23 protein-coding genes are annotated in these 18,643 nt (G+C 65.9%); 6 read left to right on the top strand and 17 right to left on the bottom strand.

What is annotated here, in order from left to right; genetic code table 11:
* The first annotated feature begins 82 nt into the window (after positions 1-82).
* Positions 83-1,213 carry a PilT/PilU family type 4a pilus ATPase gene (locus LR961_RS13740; RefSeq protein WP_232150415.1) on the top strand — a complete coding sequence of 377 codons (1,131 nt, stop codon included), beginning with the start codon at positions 83-85 and terminating at the stop codon, positions 1,211-1,213.
* Positions 1,214-1,254: 41 nt separating this feature from the next.
* Positions 1,255-1,851: a hypothetical protein gene (locus LR961_RS13735; protein ID WP_232150412.1), complete on the top strand. Its 597-nt coding sequence runs from the start codon at positions 1,255-1,257 to the stop codon at positions 1,849-1,851.
* 270 nt (positions 1,852-2,121) lie between these two features.
* Here LR961_RS13735 and LR961_RS13730 read toward each other — a convergent pair whose 3' ends face one another.
* A complete protein-coding gene (locus LR961_RS13730) occupies positions 2,122-2,661 on the bottom strand; it encodes a DNA-3-methyladenine glycosylase I (protein WP_232150410.1) in 540 nt (179 codons plus the stop codon).
* 77 nt (positions 2,662-2,738) lie between these two features.
* Between LR961_RS13730 and LR961_RS13725 the strand changes: the two genes are divergently transcribed.
* From LR961_RS13725 to LR961_RS13715, 3 genes are read left to right on the top strand one after another with little or no spacing between them, the layout of a single operon-like run.
* Positions 2,739-3,305, top strand: coding sequence for a YqgE/AlgH family protein (locus tag LR961_RS13725; protein ID WP_232150408.1), 567 nt, complete (start codon positions 2,739-2,741; stop codon positions 3,303-3,305).
* Positions 3,298-3,765 carry a Holliday junction resolvase RuvX gene (gene ruvX / locus LR961_RS13720; protein ID WP_232150406.1) on the top strand — a complete coding sequence of 156 codons (468 nt, stop codon included), beginning with the start codon at positions 3,298-3,300 and terminating at the stop codon, positions 3,763-3,765. The genes LR961_RS13725 and ruvX overlap by 8 nt, the downstream gene beginning before the upstream one ends.
* A gap of 16 nt (positions 3,766-3,781) precedes the next feature.
* Positions 3,782-4,732: an aspartate carbamoyltransferase catalytic subunit gene (locus LR961_RS13715; RefSeq protein ID WP_232150404.1), complete on the top strand. Its 951-nt coding sequence runs from the start codon at positions 3,782-3,784 to the stop codon at positions 4,730-4,732.
* A gap of 204 nt (positions 4,733-4,936) precedes the next feature.
* On the opposite strand, the gene LR961_RS13710 is transcribed toward LR961_RS13715, so the two are convergent.
* From LR961_RS13710 to LR961_RS13635, 16 genes are all read right to left on the bottom strand, one after another.
* The gene (locus tag LR961_RS13710) at positions 4,937-5,200 is read right to left on the bottom strand and encodes a hypothetical protein (protein WP_232150402.1); all 264 of its coding nucleotides are present in this window, start codon (positions 5,198-5,200) and stop codon (positions 4,937-4,939) included.
* A gap of 59 nt (positions 5,201-5,259) precedes the next feature.
* Complete coding sequence (locus LR961_RS13705) at positions 5,260-6,489, bottom strand: NnrS family protein (protein ID WP_232150400.1); 1,230 nt, start codon at positions 6,487-6,489, stop codon at positions 5,260-5,262.
* 318 nt (positions 6,490-6,807) lie between these two features.
* Complete coding sequence (mgtE, locus tag LR961_RS13700) at positions 6,808-8,169, bottom strand: magnesium transporter (protein ID WP_232150398.1); 1,362 nt, start codon at positions 8,167-8,169, stop codon at positions 6,808-6,810.
* Between the two features lie 116 nt (positions 8,170-8,285).
* Positions 8,286-10,004 (bottom strand): phosphoenolpyruvate--protein phosphotransferase, encoded by a 1,719-nt coding sequence (gene ptsP / locus LR961_RS13695; RefSeq protein ID WP_232150396.1) that lies wholly within the window; start codon positions 10,002-10,004, stop codon positions 8,286-8,288.
* Positions 10,005-10,047: 43 nt separating this feature from the next.
* Positions 10,048-10,317 (bottom strand): HPr family phosphocarrier protein, encoded by a 270-nt coding sequence (locus LR961_RS13690; RefSeq protein WP_232150394.1) that lies wholly within the window; start codon positions 10,315-10,317, stop codon positions 10,048-10,050.
* On the bottom strand, positions 10,310-10,702 hold the full coding sequence (locus LR961_RS13685; protein ID WP_232150392.1) for a PTS fructose IIA subunit family protein: 393 nt from the start codon (positions 10,700-10,702) through the stop codon (positions 10,310-10,312). The genes LR961_RS13690 and LR961_RS13685 overlap by 8 nt, the downstream gene beginning before the upstream one ends.
* Before the next feature lie 101 nt (positions 10,703-10,803).
* Entirely contained in the window at positions 10,804-11,682 is an 879-nt protein-coding gene (gene rapZ, locus LR961_RS13680) for an RNase adapter RapZ (protein ID WP_232150390.1), read from the bottom strand.
* On the bottom strand, positions 11,679-12,629 hold the full coding sequence (hprK, locus tag LR961_RS13675) for an HPr(Ser) kinase/phosphatase (RefSeq protein WP_232150388.1): 951 nt from the start codon (positions 12,627-12,629) through the stop codon (positions 11,679-11,681). The genes rapZ and hprK overlap by 4 nt, the downstream gene beginning before the upstream one ends.
* Complete coding sequence (locus tag LR961_RS13670; RefSeq protein ID WP_232150386.1) at positions 12,626-13,078, bottom strand: PTS sugar transporter subunit IIA; 453 nt, start codon at positions 13,076-13,078, stop codon at positions 12,626-12,628. The genes hprK and LR961_RS13670 overlap by 4 nt, the downstream gene beginning before the upstream one ends.
* Before the next feature lie 21 nt (positions 13,079-13,099).
* Positions 13,100-13,417, bottom strand: a complete 318-nt coding sequence (raiA, locus tag LR961_RS13665; protein WP_232150384.1) for a ribosome-associated translation inhibitor RaiA — start codon at positions 13,415-13,417, stop codon at positions 13,100-13,102.
* A 60-nt stretch (positions 13,418-13,477) separates the two neighbouring features.
* Positions 13,478-14,908 (bottom strand): RNA polymerase factor sigma-54, encoded by a 1,431-nt coding sequence (locus tag LR961_RS13660; RefSeq protein ID WP_232150382.1) that lies wholly within the window; start codon positions 14,906-14,908, stop codon positions 13,478-13,480.
* A gap of 41 nt (positions 14,909-14,949) precedes the next feature.
* Complete coding sequence (lptB, locus tag LR961_RS13655; RefSeq protein ID WP_232150381.1) at positions 14,950-15,669, bottom strand: LPS export ABC transporter ATP-binding protein; 720 nt, start codon at positions 15,667-15,669, stop codon at positions 14,950-14,952.
* Positions 15,669-16,196: a lipopolysaccharide transport periplasmic protein LptA gene (gene lptA, locus LR961_RS13650; RefSeq protein WP_232150379.1), complete on the bottom strand. Its 528-nt coding sequence runs from the start codon at positions 16,194-16,196 to the stop codon at positions 15,669-15,671. The genes lptB and lptA overlap by 1 nt, the downstream gene beginning before the upstream one ends.
* Complete coding sequence (lptC, locus tag LR961_RS13645; protein WP_232150376.1) at positions 16,174-16,740, bottom strand: LPS export ABC transporter periplasmic protein LptC; 567 nt, start codon at positions 16,738-16,740, stop codon at positions 16,174-16,176. The genes lptA and lptC overlap by 23 nt, the downstream gene beginning before the upstream one ends.
* Positions 16,737-17,285, bottom strand: a complete 549-nt coding sequence (locus LR961_RS13640; protein WP_232150374.1) for an HAD hydrolase family protein — start codon at positions 17,283-17,285, stop codon at positions 16,737-16,739. The genes lptC and LR961_RS13640 overlap by 4 nt, the downstream gene beginning before the upstream one ends.
* A gap of 63 nt (positions 17,286-17,348) precedes the next feature.
* Positions 17,349-18,350 carry a KpsF/GutQ family sugar-phosphate isomerase gene (locus tag LR961_RS13635; protein ID WP_232150372.1) on the bottom strand — a complete coding sequence of 334 codons (1,002 nt, stop codon included), beginning with the start codon at positions 18,348-18,350 and terminating at the stop codon, positions 17,349-17,351.
* A 53-nt stretch (positions 18,351-18,403) separates the two neighbouring features.
* On the opposite strand from LR961_RS13635, the gene LR961_RS13630 reads away from it, so the two are divergent.
* Entirely contained in the window at positions 18,404-18,634 is a 231-nt protein-coding gene (locus LR961_RS13630) for a BolA family protein (RefSeq protein ID WP_232150370.1), read from the top strand.
* The last annotated feature ends 9 nt before the right edge of the window (positions 18,635-18,643 follow it).

Genomic DNA, 18,643 nt, shown 5'->3' with positions numbered 1-18,643 from the left:
CTGTTCCTGCGCCTGTTTTCCGGCTCGCTGTCAACGACATCCTGATTCCGTTTTCCTTTTCCTGGCCTCGCCGGAGCATTCCATGAGCAGCATCGATTTCACCTCCTTCCTCAAGCTGATGGCGCACCAGAAGGCCTCGGACCTGTTCATCACCGCCGGCATGGCGCCGTCGATGAAGGTCCACGGCAAGATCTCGCCCATCACCCAGACCCCGCTGACCCCGCAGCAATCGCGCGACCTGGTGCTCAACGTGATGACGCCGGCCCAGCGCGAGGAGTTTGAAAAGACCCACGAGTGCAACTTCGCCATCGGCCTGTCCGGTGTCGGCCGTTTCCGCGTGAGCTGTTTCTACCAGCGCAACCAGGTCGGCATGGTGCTGCGTCGCATCGAGACGCGCATCCCGACCGTGGAAGAGCTGAGCCTGCCGCCGGTGATCAAGACGCTGGCGATGACCAAGCGCGGCGTGATCCTGTTCGTCGGCGCCACCGGCACCGGCAAGTCCACCTCCCTGGCGGCGATGATCGGCTACCGCAACCAGAACTCGACCGGCCACATCATCACCATCGAAGACCCGATCGAATTCGTGCACAAGCACGAAGGCTGCATCATCACCCAGCGCGAAGTCGGCATCGACACCGACAGCTGGGAAGCGGCGCTGAAGAACACGCTGCGGCAGGCGCCGGACGTGATCATGATCGGCGAAATCCGCACCCGCGAAGGCATGGACCACGCCATCGCCTTCGCCGAAACCGGCCACCTGGTGCTGGCCACGCTGCACGCCAACAACGCCAACCAGGCGATGGACCGCATCATCAACTTCTTCCCGGAAGACCGTCGCAACCAGCTGTTGATGGACCTTTCGCTGAACCTCAAGGGCGTGGTCGCGCAGCAGCTGATCCCGACTCCCGACGGCAAGGGCCGCCGCGTGGCGATGGAAATCATGCTCGGCACGCCGCTGGTGCAGGACTACATCCGCGAAGGCGAGATCCACAAGCTCAAGGAAGTGATGAAGGACTCCGTGCAGCTGGGCATGAAGACCTTCGACCAGAGCCTGTTCGAGCTGTACCAGGCCGGCGAGATCAGCTACGACGACGCACTGCGCTACGCCGATTCGCAGAACGAGGTGCGCCTGCGGATCAAGCTCTCGCAGGGCGGCGACGCCAAGACCCTGTCGCAGGGCCTGGATGGCGTGGAGATTGCTGAGGTCCGCTGACCGGTAGTTCCCAACCGACATCGATGAAGGAGTGGCTGCATATGGAAGTGCGAGATCCCTACCAAGCCCCGGCAGCCGTGCTGACGGCCACTCCTTCGGCACCGGTTGTGCCAGGGGTCATCGAAGAGGAATGGGTGCATCCGGAGTTGTTCGCCCCCTCGACCGGCAAGCTGGTGGTCATGAGCCTGACCAGCCTGGGGCTGTACGTGCTGTATTGGTTCTACCGCAATTGGCGTGCCATCGCCGATCAGGAGGGCACGGCGATCTGGCCGTTCTGGCGTGCGGTGTTCGCGCCGCTGTGGGGTTTCAGCTGCTTTGCCCAGCTCAACCGTTACGCATCCGGGCGGCGCCGACAGCTGGCGTTTCCGCCGGTGGTGCTGGCCTTGGTCTATCTGTTGATCAATGCCGTTGCCAACTGGTCGGTGCTGTTCCCGCGTGATTTTGGCCGGAACTTGTGGGTGCTGGGGTTGTTCACCTTTCTGCCGCTGCTGCCGATGAACTCGCTGATGCGCGGTTATCAGCAATCACTGCGCATGGACATGCGCCGCCAGGACCGGCTGACGGTCTGGCACGTACTGGTCATCGTGTTCGGCGGGCTGTTTGTTGGCCTTGCGCTGCTCGGCGCCCTGCTGCGCTGAGGAAGTGACGCAGCCGGAATCTCCGCCGGGTAGCATCGAGCTGCGCTCGCCGGGCGCCTTCCCGGCATCAGAGCCGTGCGCTCCTACAACCGCCGGGCTGCGTCAGCCCCCTGTAGGAGCGGCTTCAGTCGCGAAGCCGGGGCAGGGGCCGGTTGCAGGAAAGCCGGTGATCGCATGTTCCCGAGTGCCGAACTCCAAAGCGATTCCCGCCTGCGCGGGAATGACGGGCTGAGAGTTGGTTGGGAGCTTCGAATCCCCAATCCCAGCCAGCTACTCCCTCATCCACATCGGCTTCAACGGCACCAGCCTTGTGTAAACCGGGCAATCCTCGCGGTGTGAACCGGGCAGGTAGCCCAGGCTCATCAGGAACTCGCCGGTGATCTCGCCGCCGGTGAAACGGAAAGTCTTCTTGAACAGCTTCACCCACTCGGCCTTGGACAGCGGGTGGTGGGCATCAAGCCATTGCGCGAACCCGCCGTGCGAAGCGCGCAACCCTTGGATGACCTGCGCGTTGTGAATGGCGGCAAGCACCTTGAGCCGGTTGCGGATGATCGCCGCATCGGCCATCAGCCGCGCGATATCGGCATCGCCGTAGGCGGCCACCGCATCCACGTCGAAGCCGCTGTAGGCGGCGCGGAACCCTTCCCGCTTGCGCAGGATGGTCTCCCAGCTCAGCCCGGCCTGGTTGATCTCCAGCAGCAGGCGCTCGAACAGTTCGCGCTCATCGCGCTGCGGGAAGCCGTACTCATTGGCGTGGTAATCGGCATGGACCGGGTGGCCGGGAGCGAAGTCGCAGTAGTAGACGGTCATGGAGGCTCACTGACGGGGAGATGTGTCGATTATTACCGCCGCGAGCCCTTGACGGCGGCAACCGTTAGAATGCGCACATGTCCGCGTTGTCGCCCCCATTGTCCAACCACCTGCTGGTCGCCTTGCCGTCGCTGGCCGATTCCACGTTCGCGCGCGCCGTGGCACTGATCTGCCAGCACGATGACAATGGCGCCATGGGCGTGGTGGTCAATCAGGCTTCGGATTTCACGCTGGGCGAGGTGTTCGCGCAGATGGAGATCGACACCGACGACGGCGACCTGCGCAGCGTGCCGGTGCTCAACGGCGGCCCGGTGCATCCGGAGCGCGGTTTTGTGATCCATGACGACGCCCGCAGCTGGGATTCCAGCCTGAAAGTGGCCGAAGGCCTGTACCTGACCACCTCGCGCGACATCCTCGAAGCGATGGCCGCCGGGCAGGGCCCGCGCAACGCGCTGGTCACCCTGGGCTGCGCCGGCTGGAGTGCGGGGCAGCTTGAGCAGGAGCTGGCTGACAACAGCTGGCTGACCGTTCCGGCCGACGCCGCGCTGCTGTTCGCAACACCGCTGGACGAGCGTTGGCAGCTTTCCGGCTCGCGCATCGGCGTGGACCTGTTCAGCATGGCCGGGTACAGCGGTCATGCTTGAGCCGTCAGCGCTTTCCACCGACAGCACGGTGCTGGGTTTCGACGTTGGCTCGCGCCGGATCGGCGTGGCCATCGGCAGCGCGTTCGGCGTTGGCGCACGCGCAATCGCAGTGATCGACGTGCACGCCAACGGCCCGGACTGGATCGCCCTGGACCGCCTGCACAAGGAATGGTTGCCGCAGGGCATGATCGTCGGCGACCCGCTCACCCTGGAGGGCGAGGACCAGCCCAACCGCAAGCGCGCGCACGCCTTCGCCCGGCAGTTGCGCCAGCGCTACAAGCTGCCGGTGCTGCTGGTGGATGAACGTTCCAGCTCGGTCGAAGCGGCAAGCCGTTTCGCCGTCGAACGTGCGCAGGGCCGCAAGCGCCGCCGTGATGCCGCCAATCTCGACGCGGTGGCTGCCGCGGTCATCATCGAACGCTGGCTGTCGGCGCCGCACGACGCCACCCCCATTTCCTGACTCACAAAGACCCGCCATGACTGCCTCGCAACTCGATGACCAAGGACGCCTGCGCCACCTGCTGACCCTGGAAGGGTTGCCCCGTGAAGTCCTGCTGCAGCTGCTTGATCGCGCAGGCCAGATCCGCGACGCTGCCGTGGGCCGCATCAACAACAAGCGTTCGGTGCTGGCCGGGGCTGCGGTCTGCACCCTGTTCTTCGAACCGTCCACGCGCACCCGCAGCTCGTTCCAGCTGGCCGCGCAGCGGCTGGGCGCGGACGTGCTGAACTTCGATGCGTCCACGTCCTCCACCCGCAAGGGCGAGACCGCCTGCGACACGCTGAAGAATCTCGAGGCGATGGGGGTGCGTGGTTTCGTCGTGCGCCACCCCGATGACGGCGCGGTTGCCGCGCTGGCCGCTGCCGCTGGTGAAGGCACCGCGCTGATCAATGCCGGTGACGGTCGCAGCGCGCATCCCACCCAGGGCCTGCTCGACATGCTGACCTTGCGTCAGGCCAAAGGCGCGGACTTCTCCAAGCTCAAGGTGGTGATCGTCGGCGACGTGAAGCACTCGCGCGTGGCGCGTACCGACCTGCATGCCATGCGCACGCTGGGCGTGGGCGAGATCCGCGTCTGCGGGCCGCAGTCGTTGCTGCCGGACGACGAGACGCTCAAGGGCTGCGTGGTCAGCCAGGATTTCGATGCGATGCTCGAAGGCGCCGATGCGCTGATGATGCTGCGCCTGCAGCGCGAGCGCATGGAAGAAGGGCTGGTGCCGTCGCTGGAGCAGTACCACGCGCAGTACGGCCTGGGCGTGGAGCGCCTGAAGCGTGCGGCCAAGGACGCGGCGGTGCTGCATCCGGGCCCGATCAATCGCGGTGTGGAAATCACCGATGAAGTGGTCGACGGCCCGCAGTCGTGGGTGCTGCGTCAGGTCGCCAACGGCGTGGCCGTGCGCATGGCCGTGCTGGAAACCCTGTTGGGCTGAAAGCCGGCGTAGGAGCGGCGTAAGCCGCGAAGCCGGGGGCGATCAATGATCAGTCCCCGGCATGGTTTTCGTAGGAGCGGCCTTGGCCGCGAAGCTGATGCCGTTCCAGTCAGGGCGATGCTCGCGATTGCACGATGAGCTTGGATGGGGCGTCTGGGAGCTTCGCGGCCAAGGCCGCTCTTCCAGAAATCCCGGCCCATGGCGTCATTCGCGCGGAGCCATCGCCAGGATCGCCAGCTGCTGCTGCGCTTCCTCATTGCCCGCCTCGGCGGCGGCCTTCACCTGTTCCAGGTTCGGGTGCTGCACCACCAGCACCGGGAACTCGCATTGCGGGCAGCTGTACTCGGTCTGCTCGTCGTGCAGCTCCATTTCCATCTGTCGCGAATTGCCCTGCCACTCGCAGGCAGGGCAGGTGTGGACCTGCTCGCGCCAGCCCGGCTGGTAATAATCGTGGACGGTGGTGGTCATGACGGCAGCATCCTGCGTTTGGGGCGTTGGAGTTTACGCCGCAGCCGCACCGCGCGCTTTCAGCCGTCGCGTCCGTCCTGGCGGGGCAGCAGGTAGATGCGGCCGATGCGCGCCACCCAAGGTGAGAACGCCAGCAGCCAACCGATCGCACTGAGCGCCTGCCATGCGGCAGCATCGGGCATGAGCTCGGCCACCACCCGCATCACCGCCACCGCCTGGATGGCGATGAAGGCGAACCACGCTACCGGCGTCATCTGCAACGGTCGCCCGGAGTGGCCCTGCGTTACCCGCGTGACCATCGCCACCAGCAGGCTGCCGAACAGGCCGATGAACAGCGCATGGGCCGGGCCACGGCCCAGCGTCAGCGGCCAGCCCAACGCGTCGGCAAGGCTTTGCACGACATACAGCGCAAGGCTCACCGGCAACCAGGCCAGACCGATGAACAACACCCGCAGCAGCCCGGGCATGGCACCGCGCGGCCACCAGCGCCATAGCGCGAGAACGCTGAGGAGCAGCAATGGCAGATCAGCCAGCCACAGCCACGCGCTTTGCGCACGCAGATCCAGCAGCAGATGCAGCACGAGGAACAGCCAGAAGGCGCCCAGCCACCACAACGGACGCCAGGGCTGGTAGCCCGGCACAACATTGCCGGCGAAGAACGGAAACATGCGATGCGCGACGCTGACGTAGATCGGCAGCAGCAGGCCGAAACCACCAAGCTTGATGCCCACCATCACCCAGGCCGGGCTGGCGCCGAAGACGACGAACGCGGCAAACGCCCACAGTCCGGCGTAGCCCAACAGCAATGCCGCCATGCAGGAGCGCGCATGCCAGGTGCGCCCGCGCTCGGACAACAACAGCCGTCCCAGCTGCCACAGGCCGATGCTCCAGCCCAGCAGGGCCAGCACCAAGGCGATGGGGAGGGCATAGGGCAGTCCGAGTGTGCCGAGCAGCAAGGTCAGCTGCCCGCCGATCAGGCCGATACCCACCGGCAGGTAGTGATGGCGGGCCAGCTCCGGCAAGCCCATCCAGCGCGGAAACACCGTCAGCAGAAATCCGAAAATGAAGCTGGGGAACACCAGGTAGACCATCACCAGCGCGTGCAGCCAGCCGGGGTAGACATCGGGCATCGGCATGGACGGTTGCTGCCAGCGGGCGTGGATCAGCCACAGCGCCCACCAGGCCATCGCCAGCAACAGGTTGCTGGCGCCGATGAAGAACATCAGCCGGTGCGGGGTGCGGCCCAGGTTGCGTAATGCCATGCCGGGCGAGGAGGAGGGCGTCTGCATCGGGCCATGGTGCACAACCCATGTGCAAGTCGCCTTGACATCCATCAGCCGCCCCGCGCCTACAGGAATCCAGCGCCGTGGACCGGGCTGGAGCGCAGGTAATCCAGACCTGCGGCCTGCACTGAGCCAGGTTGCATCAGCCACGCCCGGCCGTTGCTGGAGCGGTGTGAGCCGCGAAACGGGGAATCACCAACGTGGCCGCAACCGCTGCAATTGCAGACACGCCGCTGCCCGTGGCTTCAATAGCTTCGCGGCTGACGCCGCTCCTACGGAATCGCGGCGATACCCAGGGAGCGCGGGGATGTCATCCCGGCCCGCTCAGTGCATCAGCACCAGCGTCGCCAGGCCGAGGAAGGTCAAAAAGCCCATCGTGTCGGTCACTGCGGTGAGGAAGATGCCACTGGCCAGCGCCGGGTCGAAGCCCAGCCGCTTGAGCGTCAGCGGCACCAGCACGCCGGCCGAGGCCGCGAGCAGCAGGTTCAGGGTCAAGGCGGTGGCGATCACCAGCGACAAGGCCGGGTTGTGGAACCAGACCAGCACCACCACGCCCAGCACGGTACCCAGCAGCAAGCCGTTGAGCAGCGCCACGCGCAGCTCCTTCCACAACAAGGTGCGTGCGTTGGAAGCGCCCACCTGGCCCAGCGCCAGGCCGCGCACCATCAGTGCCAGCACCTGGGTGCCGGCGTTGCCGCCGAGGCCGGCAACAATCGGCATCAGCACCGCCAACGCCACCAGCTTGTCGATCGTGCCCTCGAAATGGCCGACCACGCTGGAGGCCAGGAACGCCGTGCACAGGTTGATCGACAACCACATCAGGCGCCGGCGCATCGCGCGCCAGACCGGGCTGAACAGATCCTCGTCCTCGTCCAGGCCGGCGGCGCCCAGCGCCTGGTGCTCGGCCTGGCCACGGATGATGTCCACCACGTCATCGATGGTGATGCGGCCGATCAGGATGTTGTTGTCGTCCACCACCGGTGCCGAGACCCAGTCATGGTCGGAGAACTGGCGGGCCACCTCGTCGGCGCTCTCGCCGACATCGATGGCCGGCTGCTCGTCGTCGATCAGGCGGTTGATCGGCGTGGTGTCCTCGTGGGTCACCAACGAGGCCAGCGAAACCCGGCCAAGGTACTGATGACGACGGCTGACCACGAACAGGTGATCGGTGTGGTCCGGCAACTCGCCGCGCAGGCGCAGGTAGCGCAGCACAACGTCGACATTGACGTCGGCACGCACGGTGACCACATCCGGGTTCATCAGTCGGCCGGCGGTGTCCTCCGGATACGACAGCACCTGCTCCAGCCGCTCGCGGTTCTCGCGGTCCATCGACTTGAGAACTTCGTCGATGACGGTGTCGGGCAGATCCTCGACCAGGTCGGCCAGGTCGTCGATGTCCAGGTCTTCGACCGCGGCGATGATTTCGTCCGGGTCCATGTCCGCCAGCAGGCTTTCGCGCACGTCGTCGCCGACATGCACCAGCACCTCACCGTCGTCCTCGGCATCGACCAGCCCCCACACCACCTCGCGCTTGCCGGGCGGCAGCGATTCGAGCAGGTTGCCGATCTCCGCCGGCGAGAGCGTGTTGACCAGGCGGCGTACCGGGCCAAGCCGACCACTGTCCAGCGCGTCGGAAAGCAGGCGCAGCTGTCGTGCGGTCTTGTCGTGGCGTACCGCTTCGGCCATGCGCTGCTCCCGGAATGAAAAGGCCGCTATCCCGGGCAAGGATGCGGCATCGGCGGTGTTGAGCCCGTCATTATCAACTGCGCGGGCCAGCGTTGCACTGGCTTTGCGCGGGAAACTCAGTCGTTGCCCACGCTCGCAACCCAGCGTTCGATGCCGCGACGGTCGCGCGCGGCGAGCAGCTGCGGCGCCTGCGCACGCAATGCGGACAGGTCCATGCTGCGGATGGCACGGCGCACTTCCAGCAGCGTGCCGGGGTGCAGGCTGAACTCGGTCAGGCCCAACGCCAGCAGCAGCGGGGTCATGCGCGCATCACCGGCAATCTCGCCGCAGACCGCCACCGGCGTGCCATGCCGCTGTGCGGTTTCGATCACCTGCAACACCAGCCGCAACACGGCCGGATGCAGCGGGGAGTACAGCTCGCTGACGGCCTCATTGTTGCGGTCGGCGGCCAGCAGGTACTGCACCAGGTCGTTGGTGCCGATCGAAAGGAAATCGACCTGATCGATGAAGCACTCCAGCGCGATGGCTGCAGCCGGCACTTCGATCATCGCCCCGACCGGGATGTTCTCGGCCACCTCATGGCCTTCATTGCGGAGCAATGCGGCCAGCCGCGACAACCGGCGGCGTACCGCCATGATCTCCTCGCGGGTGCTGATCATCGGCACCAGGATGCGCACCGGGCCATAGCCGGAGCTGCGCAGGATGGCGCGCAGCTGGGTGTCGGACACCTTCGGTCGGGCCAGCGACAGGCGCACGCCTCGCAGGCCCAGCGCGGGGTTTTCCTCGGTGCCGACCACCAACCCGGTGCGATCGGCCTTGTCCGCGCCCAGGTCCAGCGTGCGGATGGTGACCGGCAGGCCGCTCATGCCCAGCACGGTGTCACGGTAGACGCGGAACTGTTCTTCCTCGTTTGGCAGCTGGTTGCGCTGCAGGAACAGGAACTCGGTCCGGTACAGGCCCAGGCCGCGCGCGCCCAGTGCATGTGCCTGGGTGACGTCGTCCTGGGATTCGGCGTTGGCCAGCAGGGTGATCTCGACCCCGTCCACGGTGCGGGTGGGCTTGCCGCGCAGTCGCCCCAGCTCACGTTGTTCGCGCGCCAGTTCGCGTTGGCGGGCGCGGTACTGGCGCAGGTCCGCCGCCGCCGGCTCGATCACGATCTCGCCGCTGCCGCCGTCAACGATCAGCACATCGCCGTCGTTGATGCGGTTCAGCACCGCGCTGGCGCCCACCACCAGCGGCATGTGCAGGCTTCGCGCAAGGATGGCGCTGTGCGAAAGCGTGTTGCCGCTGCTGCTGACAATGCCGACCACGCCCTGCGATTGCAGTTGTGCCAGTTCCGAGGGGGCCACGTTCTCGCAGACCAGGATTTCCCCGGACAGCCCCTTCACGTTGTTGGGGCGTTTGTGCAGGAACGACTGGATGCGCCCGATGACGTGATCCAGGTCGTCAAGGCGACTCTTGAGGTAGGCGTCTTCCATGCCCTGGAACACCTGCGCCAGGCGGTCGCGCTGCACGCGCAGGGCATAGCTGGCGCTGTAGCGCTTGCTGCGGACCAGTTCGTCCAGTGCCGCAAGCAGCTCAGGGTCGTCCAGCAGCATCGCGTGCAGGTCGAGGAATTCGCCAACTTCGGCGGGCAGCGCGCCCTGCAGGCGGCTGCGCAGCTCGCGCATTTCGGCGCGGGCGGCATCGGTGGCGCGGTGCAGGCGTTGCAGCTCCTGGTCAACCGCGCCAGCGGCAATGCGCTTTTCACCGGTTTCCTGCACCTGCGGCAGGCGCAGCCGGGCACGGCCCAGAACGGTGCCACGCGAGGCGGGCTGGCCCTGCAGCCGGGTCACGGCAGCAGGCTCCGGCAGATATCGCCTGGCGCGGCCAGCGGCATCAGTTGTCCTCGTCGAAACGGCGCTCGAACAGGGCGGTTACCGCTTCAAGCGCGGCCGCTTCGTCCTCGCCATCGATGCGGACGGTGACCGGGGTGCCCTGCGCGGCGGCCAGCAGCATCACACCCATGATGCTCTTGGCGTTGACCTCGCGGCCTTTGGCCACCAGCGTGGCATTGGCGCGGAAGCCGGACAGCACCTGCACCAGCTTGGCGGTGGCGCGGGCGTGCAGGCCCAGACGGTTGGAAACGGTGAGTTCTTGTTCAAGCATCGTCGACGATGACTCCATTGCGTGCGCCCGCCGCCGCAGTGGCGGGCAGTTGATCCAGTCCCTGTTCCGGATAGTTCATTACCCGCAGCAGCATCGGCAGGCTCAAGCCCGATACGCGCCGGGCCGGTGTGCCCAGACGTGCCAGCTGGTTGGCCAGGTTGCTGGGGCTGGCACCGTACAGATCGGTCAGCACCAGCACGCCGTCTTCACCTTCCACCCGGCGCATGGCCGCCGATGCTTCGGGCAACAGCACATCAAGGTCAGCGTCGAAGGGGACTTCGAACGCTTCGGTCTTCAGGGGCAGCTGGCGCAACAGGGTGGTCGCCACTTCCAGCAGGGAAGTGCCGACGCCGGGATGGGTCACAAGGAGAATGCCGCAGGTCATGTCCGAACGTTAACAGGTCAACATGACCCCGCGATAGCGCTGAAAACGTGTCTTCTGTGTGCCATTGCGGACAAGCCAATTCATCTGGGCCCGCGCCGGCCCTAATCCTGTTCCCGGTGGAAGGTGGCCACGTCCTGCCAGCCGCGCTCACGTGCATGGCGGGCGAGCCGTTCGGCCAGGTACACCGAGCGGTGCTTGCCGCCGGTACAGCCGAAGGCCACGGTCACGTAGCTGCGGGTTTCGCTGCCGAGCTTGGGCAGCCAGGTGTCGAGCAGGTCTTCGAGCTGGGTGACGTAACGCACCACTTCAGGCTGGGCGTCCAGGTACTCCCGCACTTCACGGTCGCGGCCGGTCAGTGAGCGCAGCTCAGGGTCCCAGTGCGGGTTGGGCAGCACCCGCGCATCGAACACGAAGTCCGCTTCGGCGGGGACGCCGCGCTTGTAGGCGAAGGATTCGAACAGCAACGACAGGTTGCTTTCGTGGCTGAGTGCGAATTCGGTGATCACCCTGCGCCGCAACTGATGAACGTTGAGCCGGGTGGTGTCGATGATCGCATCGGCTTCGCGCCGCAACGGTGCGGTCAGTTCGCGTTCGCGGGCGATGGCTTCGGGCAGGGACAGGCCCAGATGGCTGAGCGGGTGCCGGCGTCGGGTATCGGCGTAGCGCGCGAGCAGGGTGTCGTCGTCGGCTTCGAAGAACAACAGGCGTGCATCGATGCCGTGTTCACGGGCGGTCTGGCGCCAGCGCGCCAACTGGCTCAGGTCACTGCGGCCACGCACGTCGATGCCGACGGCCAGCCTTGTCGGGCTGTTCTCATTGCGTTCGCCAAGCACGTCGCGTACGAACTCGGGCAACAGGTTCAGCGGAATGTTGTCCGAACAGTAGTAATCCAGGTCCTCAAAGGTCTTCAACGCGACCGATTTGCCCGAGCCGGACAGGCCGCTGACGATCACCAGCACCGGTGCCTGTGGGGTGTTCATGAACTGCGTTGCTCCAGCAGGTTGCTGTGACGGGCGATGAACATCGCAGCCGGATCGATGCCCTTGGTGCGCAGGATGTGCAGGCGCGTGGCGGCCTCGGTCAGCACGGCCAGGTTGCGGCCGGGCATCACCGGCAGGGTGATCAGCGGCACGTCCAGGTCCAGCACGTGGCGCTTGCCGGAATCGCCAGTCAGGCGCTCATAACCGTAGGTGCTGGGCTCGGTCATCGGCTTGGTCAGGTGGACGATGAGGCGAAGGTACTTGTTCTTCTTTACAGCCGTGTCACCGAACATCTGGCGTACGTTGAGCACGCCCAGGCCACGCACTTCCAGCAGGTCCTGCAGCAGTTCGGGGCAGGTGCCGTCGAGCACGTCCGGGGCGATCTGGGTGAACTCCGGGGCGTCGTCGGCCACCAGCCGGTGTCCGCGCGATAGCAGTTCCAGCGCCAGCTCGCTCTTGCCCGAACCGGCCTCGCCGGTGATCAGCACGCCGATGGAGTAGATCTCCATGAACACCCCGTGCAGGGTGACGCGTGGCGCCAGGGTGCGGGCCAGATGATAGCTGAGGTGGTTGAGCAGCTCGTGGCCGCGCTTGGGCGAAACCCACAGCGGCGTCTGTGATTCATCAGCGGCCGCGCGCAGGTCTTCCGGGCAACCGTGGCTCTTGGTGATGACCAGCGCCAGCGGGCGCGCCTGGATGATGCGTTCGATCACTTCCCAGCGCTGGCGCGAGTCCAGCGAGTCCAGCCAGGTCAGCTCCTCGGTGCCGAGGATCTGCACCTTGTTGGGGTAGATGGTGTTCAGGTAGCCGGCCAGCGACGGGCGGCGCGAGACGGTGTTGCCGGCTTCCAGTTCGCGTTGCGCGCCCTTGTGGCCCGCGACCCAGCGCAGTTCAAGCTTTTCGCGCTGCTGGTCGAACAGTTCTTGGGCGGTGATGCTGGTATTCATCCGCGGCACGCCTGTTGCGGGTGGGTGATGAGGTGTTTGAGGGTTGTCGCGTCGGGTGCATCGCGCAGCGCCTGGCGGATGCTGGCATCGGAGAACATCTCCGCCAGCTCGGACAACAGCATCAGGTGCTGGTGCGTGTAATGCTCGGGCACGGCCATGGCGAACACCAGGTCAACGGCTTCGTCACCACCGAAGTCCACCGGCCGTTCCAGGCGCAACAAGGCGCCACGGGGTTGGGTCAGGGTGGTGGAGCGGCCATGCGGGATGGCGATGCCATGACCGATGGCGGTGCTGCCCACGCGTTCGCGTTCGCGCAGGCTCTGGAAAAGGCTGTCAGCCCCGGCTTCGCGACAGGCGAGCAGTCGCGAGGCGGCGAGAAGGGTGGTATCACGGTCGGCGGCCGCAAGTACCTGGGTACTCACGGCCGCCATAAGGTCGGTCAACGGCATGATTGCTACGGATGTTGGCGTCTAGATGCCATTGTCGCGCAGAGCATGCGATGCGTGGGGAAGATGCTTTTCCTTGTGCTTGATGACCAGGCGGTCCAGCTTGTCTGCAAGGACGTCAATGGCCGCGTACATGGTCGGGGCGGCGGCGTCTGCGTGCAGGGTGCGCCCGGGGAGATTCACCGTGGCGACAACGAGAAAGTCAGGCTTGCGGGTGGATAGCTGCACCCGTATCTCGCAGTGTTGGTCGAAATGCCGGCCCAACCGCTCCAGCTTGGTTTCCACGTACTCCTTCAGGGCGGGTGTCACTTCGATCTGCTGGCCATACGTCTCGATACGCATCGGATTCCTCCTGTGGTTCGGGTTTGCCTCATGAACCCCCGCGCCAGAACAGCGATTGCCTCAGACGATGCGTACGCGTTCGTGGGAGGCGGAGATGTTCATGGCTTCACGATACTTCGCAACGGTGCGCCGCGCTACCGGTATTCCACTGGTTTTGAGCAGCTCGGCCAGCTTGGCGTCAGAAAGCGGTTTGCGCGGGTTTTCCGCGTCGATCAGATTGCGGATCATCGACTGGATGGCGGTGCTGGATGCTTCACCGCCGCCGTCGGTATCAATGCCCGAGGCGAAGAACGCACGCAGCGGCAAGGTTCCGCGCGGGGTGCGCACGTACTTGCGGGCAATGGCGCGGGAAATGGTGGATTCGTGAAGGTCGAGTTCACCGGCGATTTCACGCAGCGTCAACGGACGCAGCGCCTGTTCGCCGAATTCCAGGAAACCGGCCTGGTGGTGCAGCAGGCTGGTGACCACCCGCAACAGGGTTTCGCCGCGGGCCTCCAGGCTCTTGAGCAGCCAGCGGGCTTCCTGGAGCTGGCCGCGCAGGTAGCTGGCGTCGGCGTCACCGCAGCGTCGGATCAGCTGTTCATAACCACGGTTGATGACCACCTTGGGGCCGGCATGTGCGGCCAGCGCGCAGCGCCACACGCCGCGCTGGCGCCAGATCACCACATCCGGCACCACGTAGGTGTCGGTGGACAGTTCACCCAGTTGCTTGCCCGGACGCGGGTCCAGTGAGCGCAGCAGCTGCACGGCCTGTTCGACGTCGGCCAGCGGTTGCTTCAGTTCCTGGGCGATGCCGGGAATGCCAGCACGGGGCAGGCGCTCCAGCGGTCCCAGGGCGATGGTCCGGGCCAGGGCCAGCCCGGGCGTGCAGGCGGGCAGGGTGTCTAGTTGCAGGCACAGGCATTCGCCCAGTGAGCGTGCACCCACGCCGGCAGGGTCGAAACGCTGGATCTGCCGCAGGACGGCGAGGATTTCGTCTTCGCCGGCGCGGATGTCGGGCAGCAGGGTCTGGATGATGCTGGAGAACGGCTCGCGCAGGTAGCCGTCTTCGTCCAGTGCGTCGATCAGGGCCACGCCAATGGCGCGATCGCGCCTGCCCAGATGGGACAGGTGCAGCTGCCAGAGCAGATGGTCCGACAGCGTGTCCGGCTCGGCGGCCTGTTCACGCTCGCCCGGCTCGCCATCGTCATCGAAGGAGCCGGAGCGGCTGCTGCTCCAGTCCTCGTCGCCGCCTTCCCAGTCCTGGCTGTCGTCGTTGATGTCGCCCTGGGCGGGATCGGCAGGTTGTTCGTCGGCGCTGCTGGTCGTCGGCTCGTCGTCGCCGGCGGCATCGCCGGCTTCGGCCCATTCCAGCAATGGATTGGTTTCCACTGCTTCGACCAGCTCAAGTTCAAGCTCGGTGCTGGACATCTGCAACAGACGGATGGCCTGACGCAACTGCGGCGTCATGACCAGGCTCTGTCCCATCGATGTCTGCAACCGAGCTTTCATGCCGGATTCCGTCAGGCGGGAGCGTGACGTGGTGCGGCTGCTCAGAGGGTGAAGGCATCTCCGAGGTAGACGCGGCGCACGTCGGTGTTGGCCAGCAGTTCTTCCGGTGCTCCCTGCGCCAGGACGCTGCCCTCAGCGAGGATATACGCCCGGTCGCAGATTCCCAAGGTTTCGCGGACGTTGTGATCGGTGATCAACACGCCGATGCCGCGTTGTTTGAGGTGAGTCACGATGCGCTGGATTTCGCCGACGGAAATCGGATCCACGCCAGCGAAGGGTTCGTCGAGCAGGATCAGGCGCGGTTTGGCAGCCAGTGCGCGGGCGATTTCGCAACGGCGACGTTCGCCGCCGGACAGGCTGGCGCCGGCCTGGCTGGCGACATGGCTGATCTGCAGTTCTTCCAGCAGCGCATTCAACTCGTGTTCGCGGCCGGCGGCATCAAGGTCTTCGCGCAGCTCCAGCACCAGGGCGATGTTGTCGGCCACGCTGAGTTTGCGGAACACCGAAGGCTCCTGCGGCAGGTAGCCCACGCCCTGTTTGGCGCGCGTGTACATCGGATCGCCGGTGATGTCCTTGCCGTCGAGCACGATGCTGCCGGCATCGGCGGCGACCAGGCCGACGATCATGTAGAAGCAGGTGGTCTTGCCGGCACCGTTGGGGCCGAGCAGGCCGACCACTTCACCGGCGTCGAGGGTGAGCCCGAAATCCTTGACGACTTCGCGGTTCTTGTAGCGCTTGCGCAGACCTTTGGCGACGAGCATTACTTCTTCTCTCCCTGCGCGGCAGGTGCCTTGTTCTTGGGCTGGATGACCGTACGCACGCGGGTGCCGTCGCCGCCGCTCTGCATGGCGCCGGTGCGGGTGTTGTAGACCATGCGCTGGCCGGCGTTGGTGCCGCGGTCGGATTCGACGTTGTAGTTGCCGGTCAGCACGATCACTTCGCTGGTGACGTTGTAATCCATGTTGTCGGCACGGGCATTCATCCAGGTGTTGTCGTCCATCTGCTGCTTCAGCCGGGCCTGCTTGCCGGTGAAGATCACCCGCTCGGTCTCGCCGTTCTTCTGGATCACATCAGCCGTATCGGCCTGGATTTCCAGCGTGCCCTGGGTGATGACGACGTTGCCGCTGAACTGGCATTTGCCGTTGTCGCTGAAGTTGCAGTCGCTGTTGGTCGAGTCGATGGTCATCGGCTGGTTGCGATCGGATGACTTGGCCCACACCGCGGCAGGCACGAGCAGGGCGGCGAGCAGGGTGATCGACGCAAGCTTAGCGGGCAGCATTGGGTTCATAGCGGGTCTTGACCTGGGAAAGGAGGGAGTACTGCTTGGACTTGAGGTTGGCCTGGAAGCCGATGCCGGTCTGGGTAAGCCCCGGGCGGGTCATGGTGACGCGGCCATCGGTACGCGCCAGGCTTTGTTCGGTGAGTACGTCCAGCGCATCGGTACGGAAGGTGGTGGGCGGGGTCTTGCCGTCTTTCGGGCTGTCGCCGGAGACATTGCCGCGCAGGCGCAGTTCTTCGCCCTTGGGGCTGACCCAGCCGGTGCTGGCGCGCAGTTCCCAATGCTGGCCGGCGGCATCGGGCATCAGGAACAGCGGTGAGGTGATCATGGACGTCTGGTCGGCGCGATTGCGTTCCATCGCTGGCGCACGCAGCGTCATGGACTCCTTGCCTTCCTTGTCCAGGGTGATGATCTCGAAATCCTTCAGCACGAAGTCGGTGCTGCCTTCCTCGGCAGCCTGCGGGGTGCTGCTGGCGCGATGGCGCCAGGCCGACCAGCCGCTGATCAACGCCGCCAACAGCAATCCAATGCCCAGTAGGGAGCGCCAGCTCATGCCGAGAACCTCGCCAGAACATCATCGAGCTTGCCCTGCGCTGCGAGCAGCACGTCGCACAACTCGCGCGCTGCGCCACGGCCGCCCTGGGCGCGGGTCTGCCAATGCACGCGTTCGGCGATCCACGGATGCGCATCGGCCGGAGCGACCGCCAGGCCGACATTGCACAGCGGTGCCAGATCGGGCAGGTCATCGCCAAGGAAGGCAACCTGGTCCAGGCCGATGCCATGCGCCTCGCACAGGGCGCGCACGCTGGCCAGCTTGTTGCCGACAGCGATCTGCGTGTCGATCCCCAGATCCGCTCCACGCTTCTGCGCCGAAAGGCTGTTGCGGGCGGTGATCAGCACCGGGTGGATGCCGTGCTGCTGCAGCAGTTTCAGGCCCAGCCCGTCCTGCACGTAGTACGCCTTGCTCTCGTTGCCGGCATGGTCGTAGTACAGGCGCCCGTCGGTCAGCGTGCCGTCCACGTCGAAGCAGGCCAGCCGGATGCGCGCAGCCACGGCGTGCAGCGGGGCGGGGAAGTGGTCGAGCGGGGAATAAGGCATCTGCGGGCAGGATCCGTTGCGGCGGGCGTGGGGAAGGCAGGTTGAATGGGGATTGTGGGGGCTTTAGACCACTTTTGCCCGCAACAGGTCATGAATGTTCAGGGCGCCGACCGGTCGGTTGTCGGCATCGACCACGATCAGGCCGTTGATCTGGTGTTTCTCCAGCAAACGCGCCGCTTCCACGGCCAACTGGTCGGCATCGATGGTGCGCGGGTTGTGGGTCATCACCTGGGCGATGCCGGCGGTGCGTACGTCCAGGTCGGTATCCAGCGCACGACGCAGGTCACCATCGGTGAACAGACCGACCAGGCGGCCGTCGGCATCGATCACCGAGGTCATGCCCAGGCGCTTGCGGCTCATTTCCATCAGGGCCTGGCTGAGGCTGGCGTCTTCACGCACGGCCGGCAGATCGTCGCCGCCGTGCATCACGTCGGTGATGTGCAGCAGCAGGCGGCGGCCGAGGCTGCCCGCCGGATGTGAACGGGCGAAATCGTCGGCGGTGAAGCCGCGCGCATCGAGCAGGGCCACCGCCAGCGCATCGCCCATCGCCAGCGAGGCGGTGGTGCTGGAGGTCGGGGCCAGCGCCAGCGGGCAGGCTTCATGGTCCACGTTCACGTCCAGGTGCACGTCGGCGGCCCGGGCCAGGCTGGACTGCGGCTTGCCGGTCATCGAAATCAGCGGATTGCCCTGGCGCTTGAGCACCGGCAGCAGCATCAGCACCTCGTCCGACTCGCCGGAGTAGGACAGCGCCAGCACCACGTCGTCCTCGGTGATCATGCCCAGGTCGCCGTGGCCGGCTTCGCCCGGATGCACGTAGAACGAGGGGGTGCCGGTGGAGGCCAGGGTGGCGGCGATCTTGCGGGCGATGTGCCCGGATTTGCCCATGCCAGTGGTGACCACCCGGCCGCGCGAGGCCAGTACCAGCCGGCAGGCGGCGGCGAACTCGGCGCCGAGGCGGTTGCCCACCCGGTCCAGCTCGGTGCGTTCGATCTCGAACACACGACGGCCGCTGGATACCAGGTCGGCATCGCGCAGGGTATCCAGGGAAAGCGAAGAAGCAGCCATGCGGGCGCCACTCGGAATAGTAGAATGGGTGTTCATTTTATTAGGAAAGCGCTTTGGACGCCGAGACCATCCGAAACCTGATCGAAGCCGGGCTGCCCGGCGCCCGCGCCGACGTGCAGGGTGAAGACGGCGTGCACTTCGAGGCGACGGTCGTCTGCGAGGCGTTTGCCGGCAAGATGCCGCTGGCCCGCCACCGCATGGTCTATGCGACGCTGGGCGACCTGATGGGCGGCGCGATCCATGCGCTGGCGCTGAAAACCGTTACTCCGGGTGAAGCCGGCTGAGCCGGCTCC

Origin of the sequence: Stenotrophomonas sp. SY1 (assembly GCF_021202945.1) — a bacterium.
In the GTDB taxonomy this organism is placed as follows: domain Bacteria; phylum Pseudomonadota; class Gammaproteobacteria; order Xanthomonadales; family Xanthomonadaceae; genus Stenotrophomonas.
Note: the sequence above shows the minus strand (reverse complement) of the source record. Positions and strands in the feature narration are given on the sequence as shown.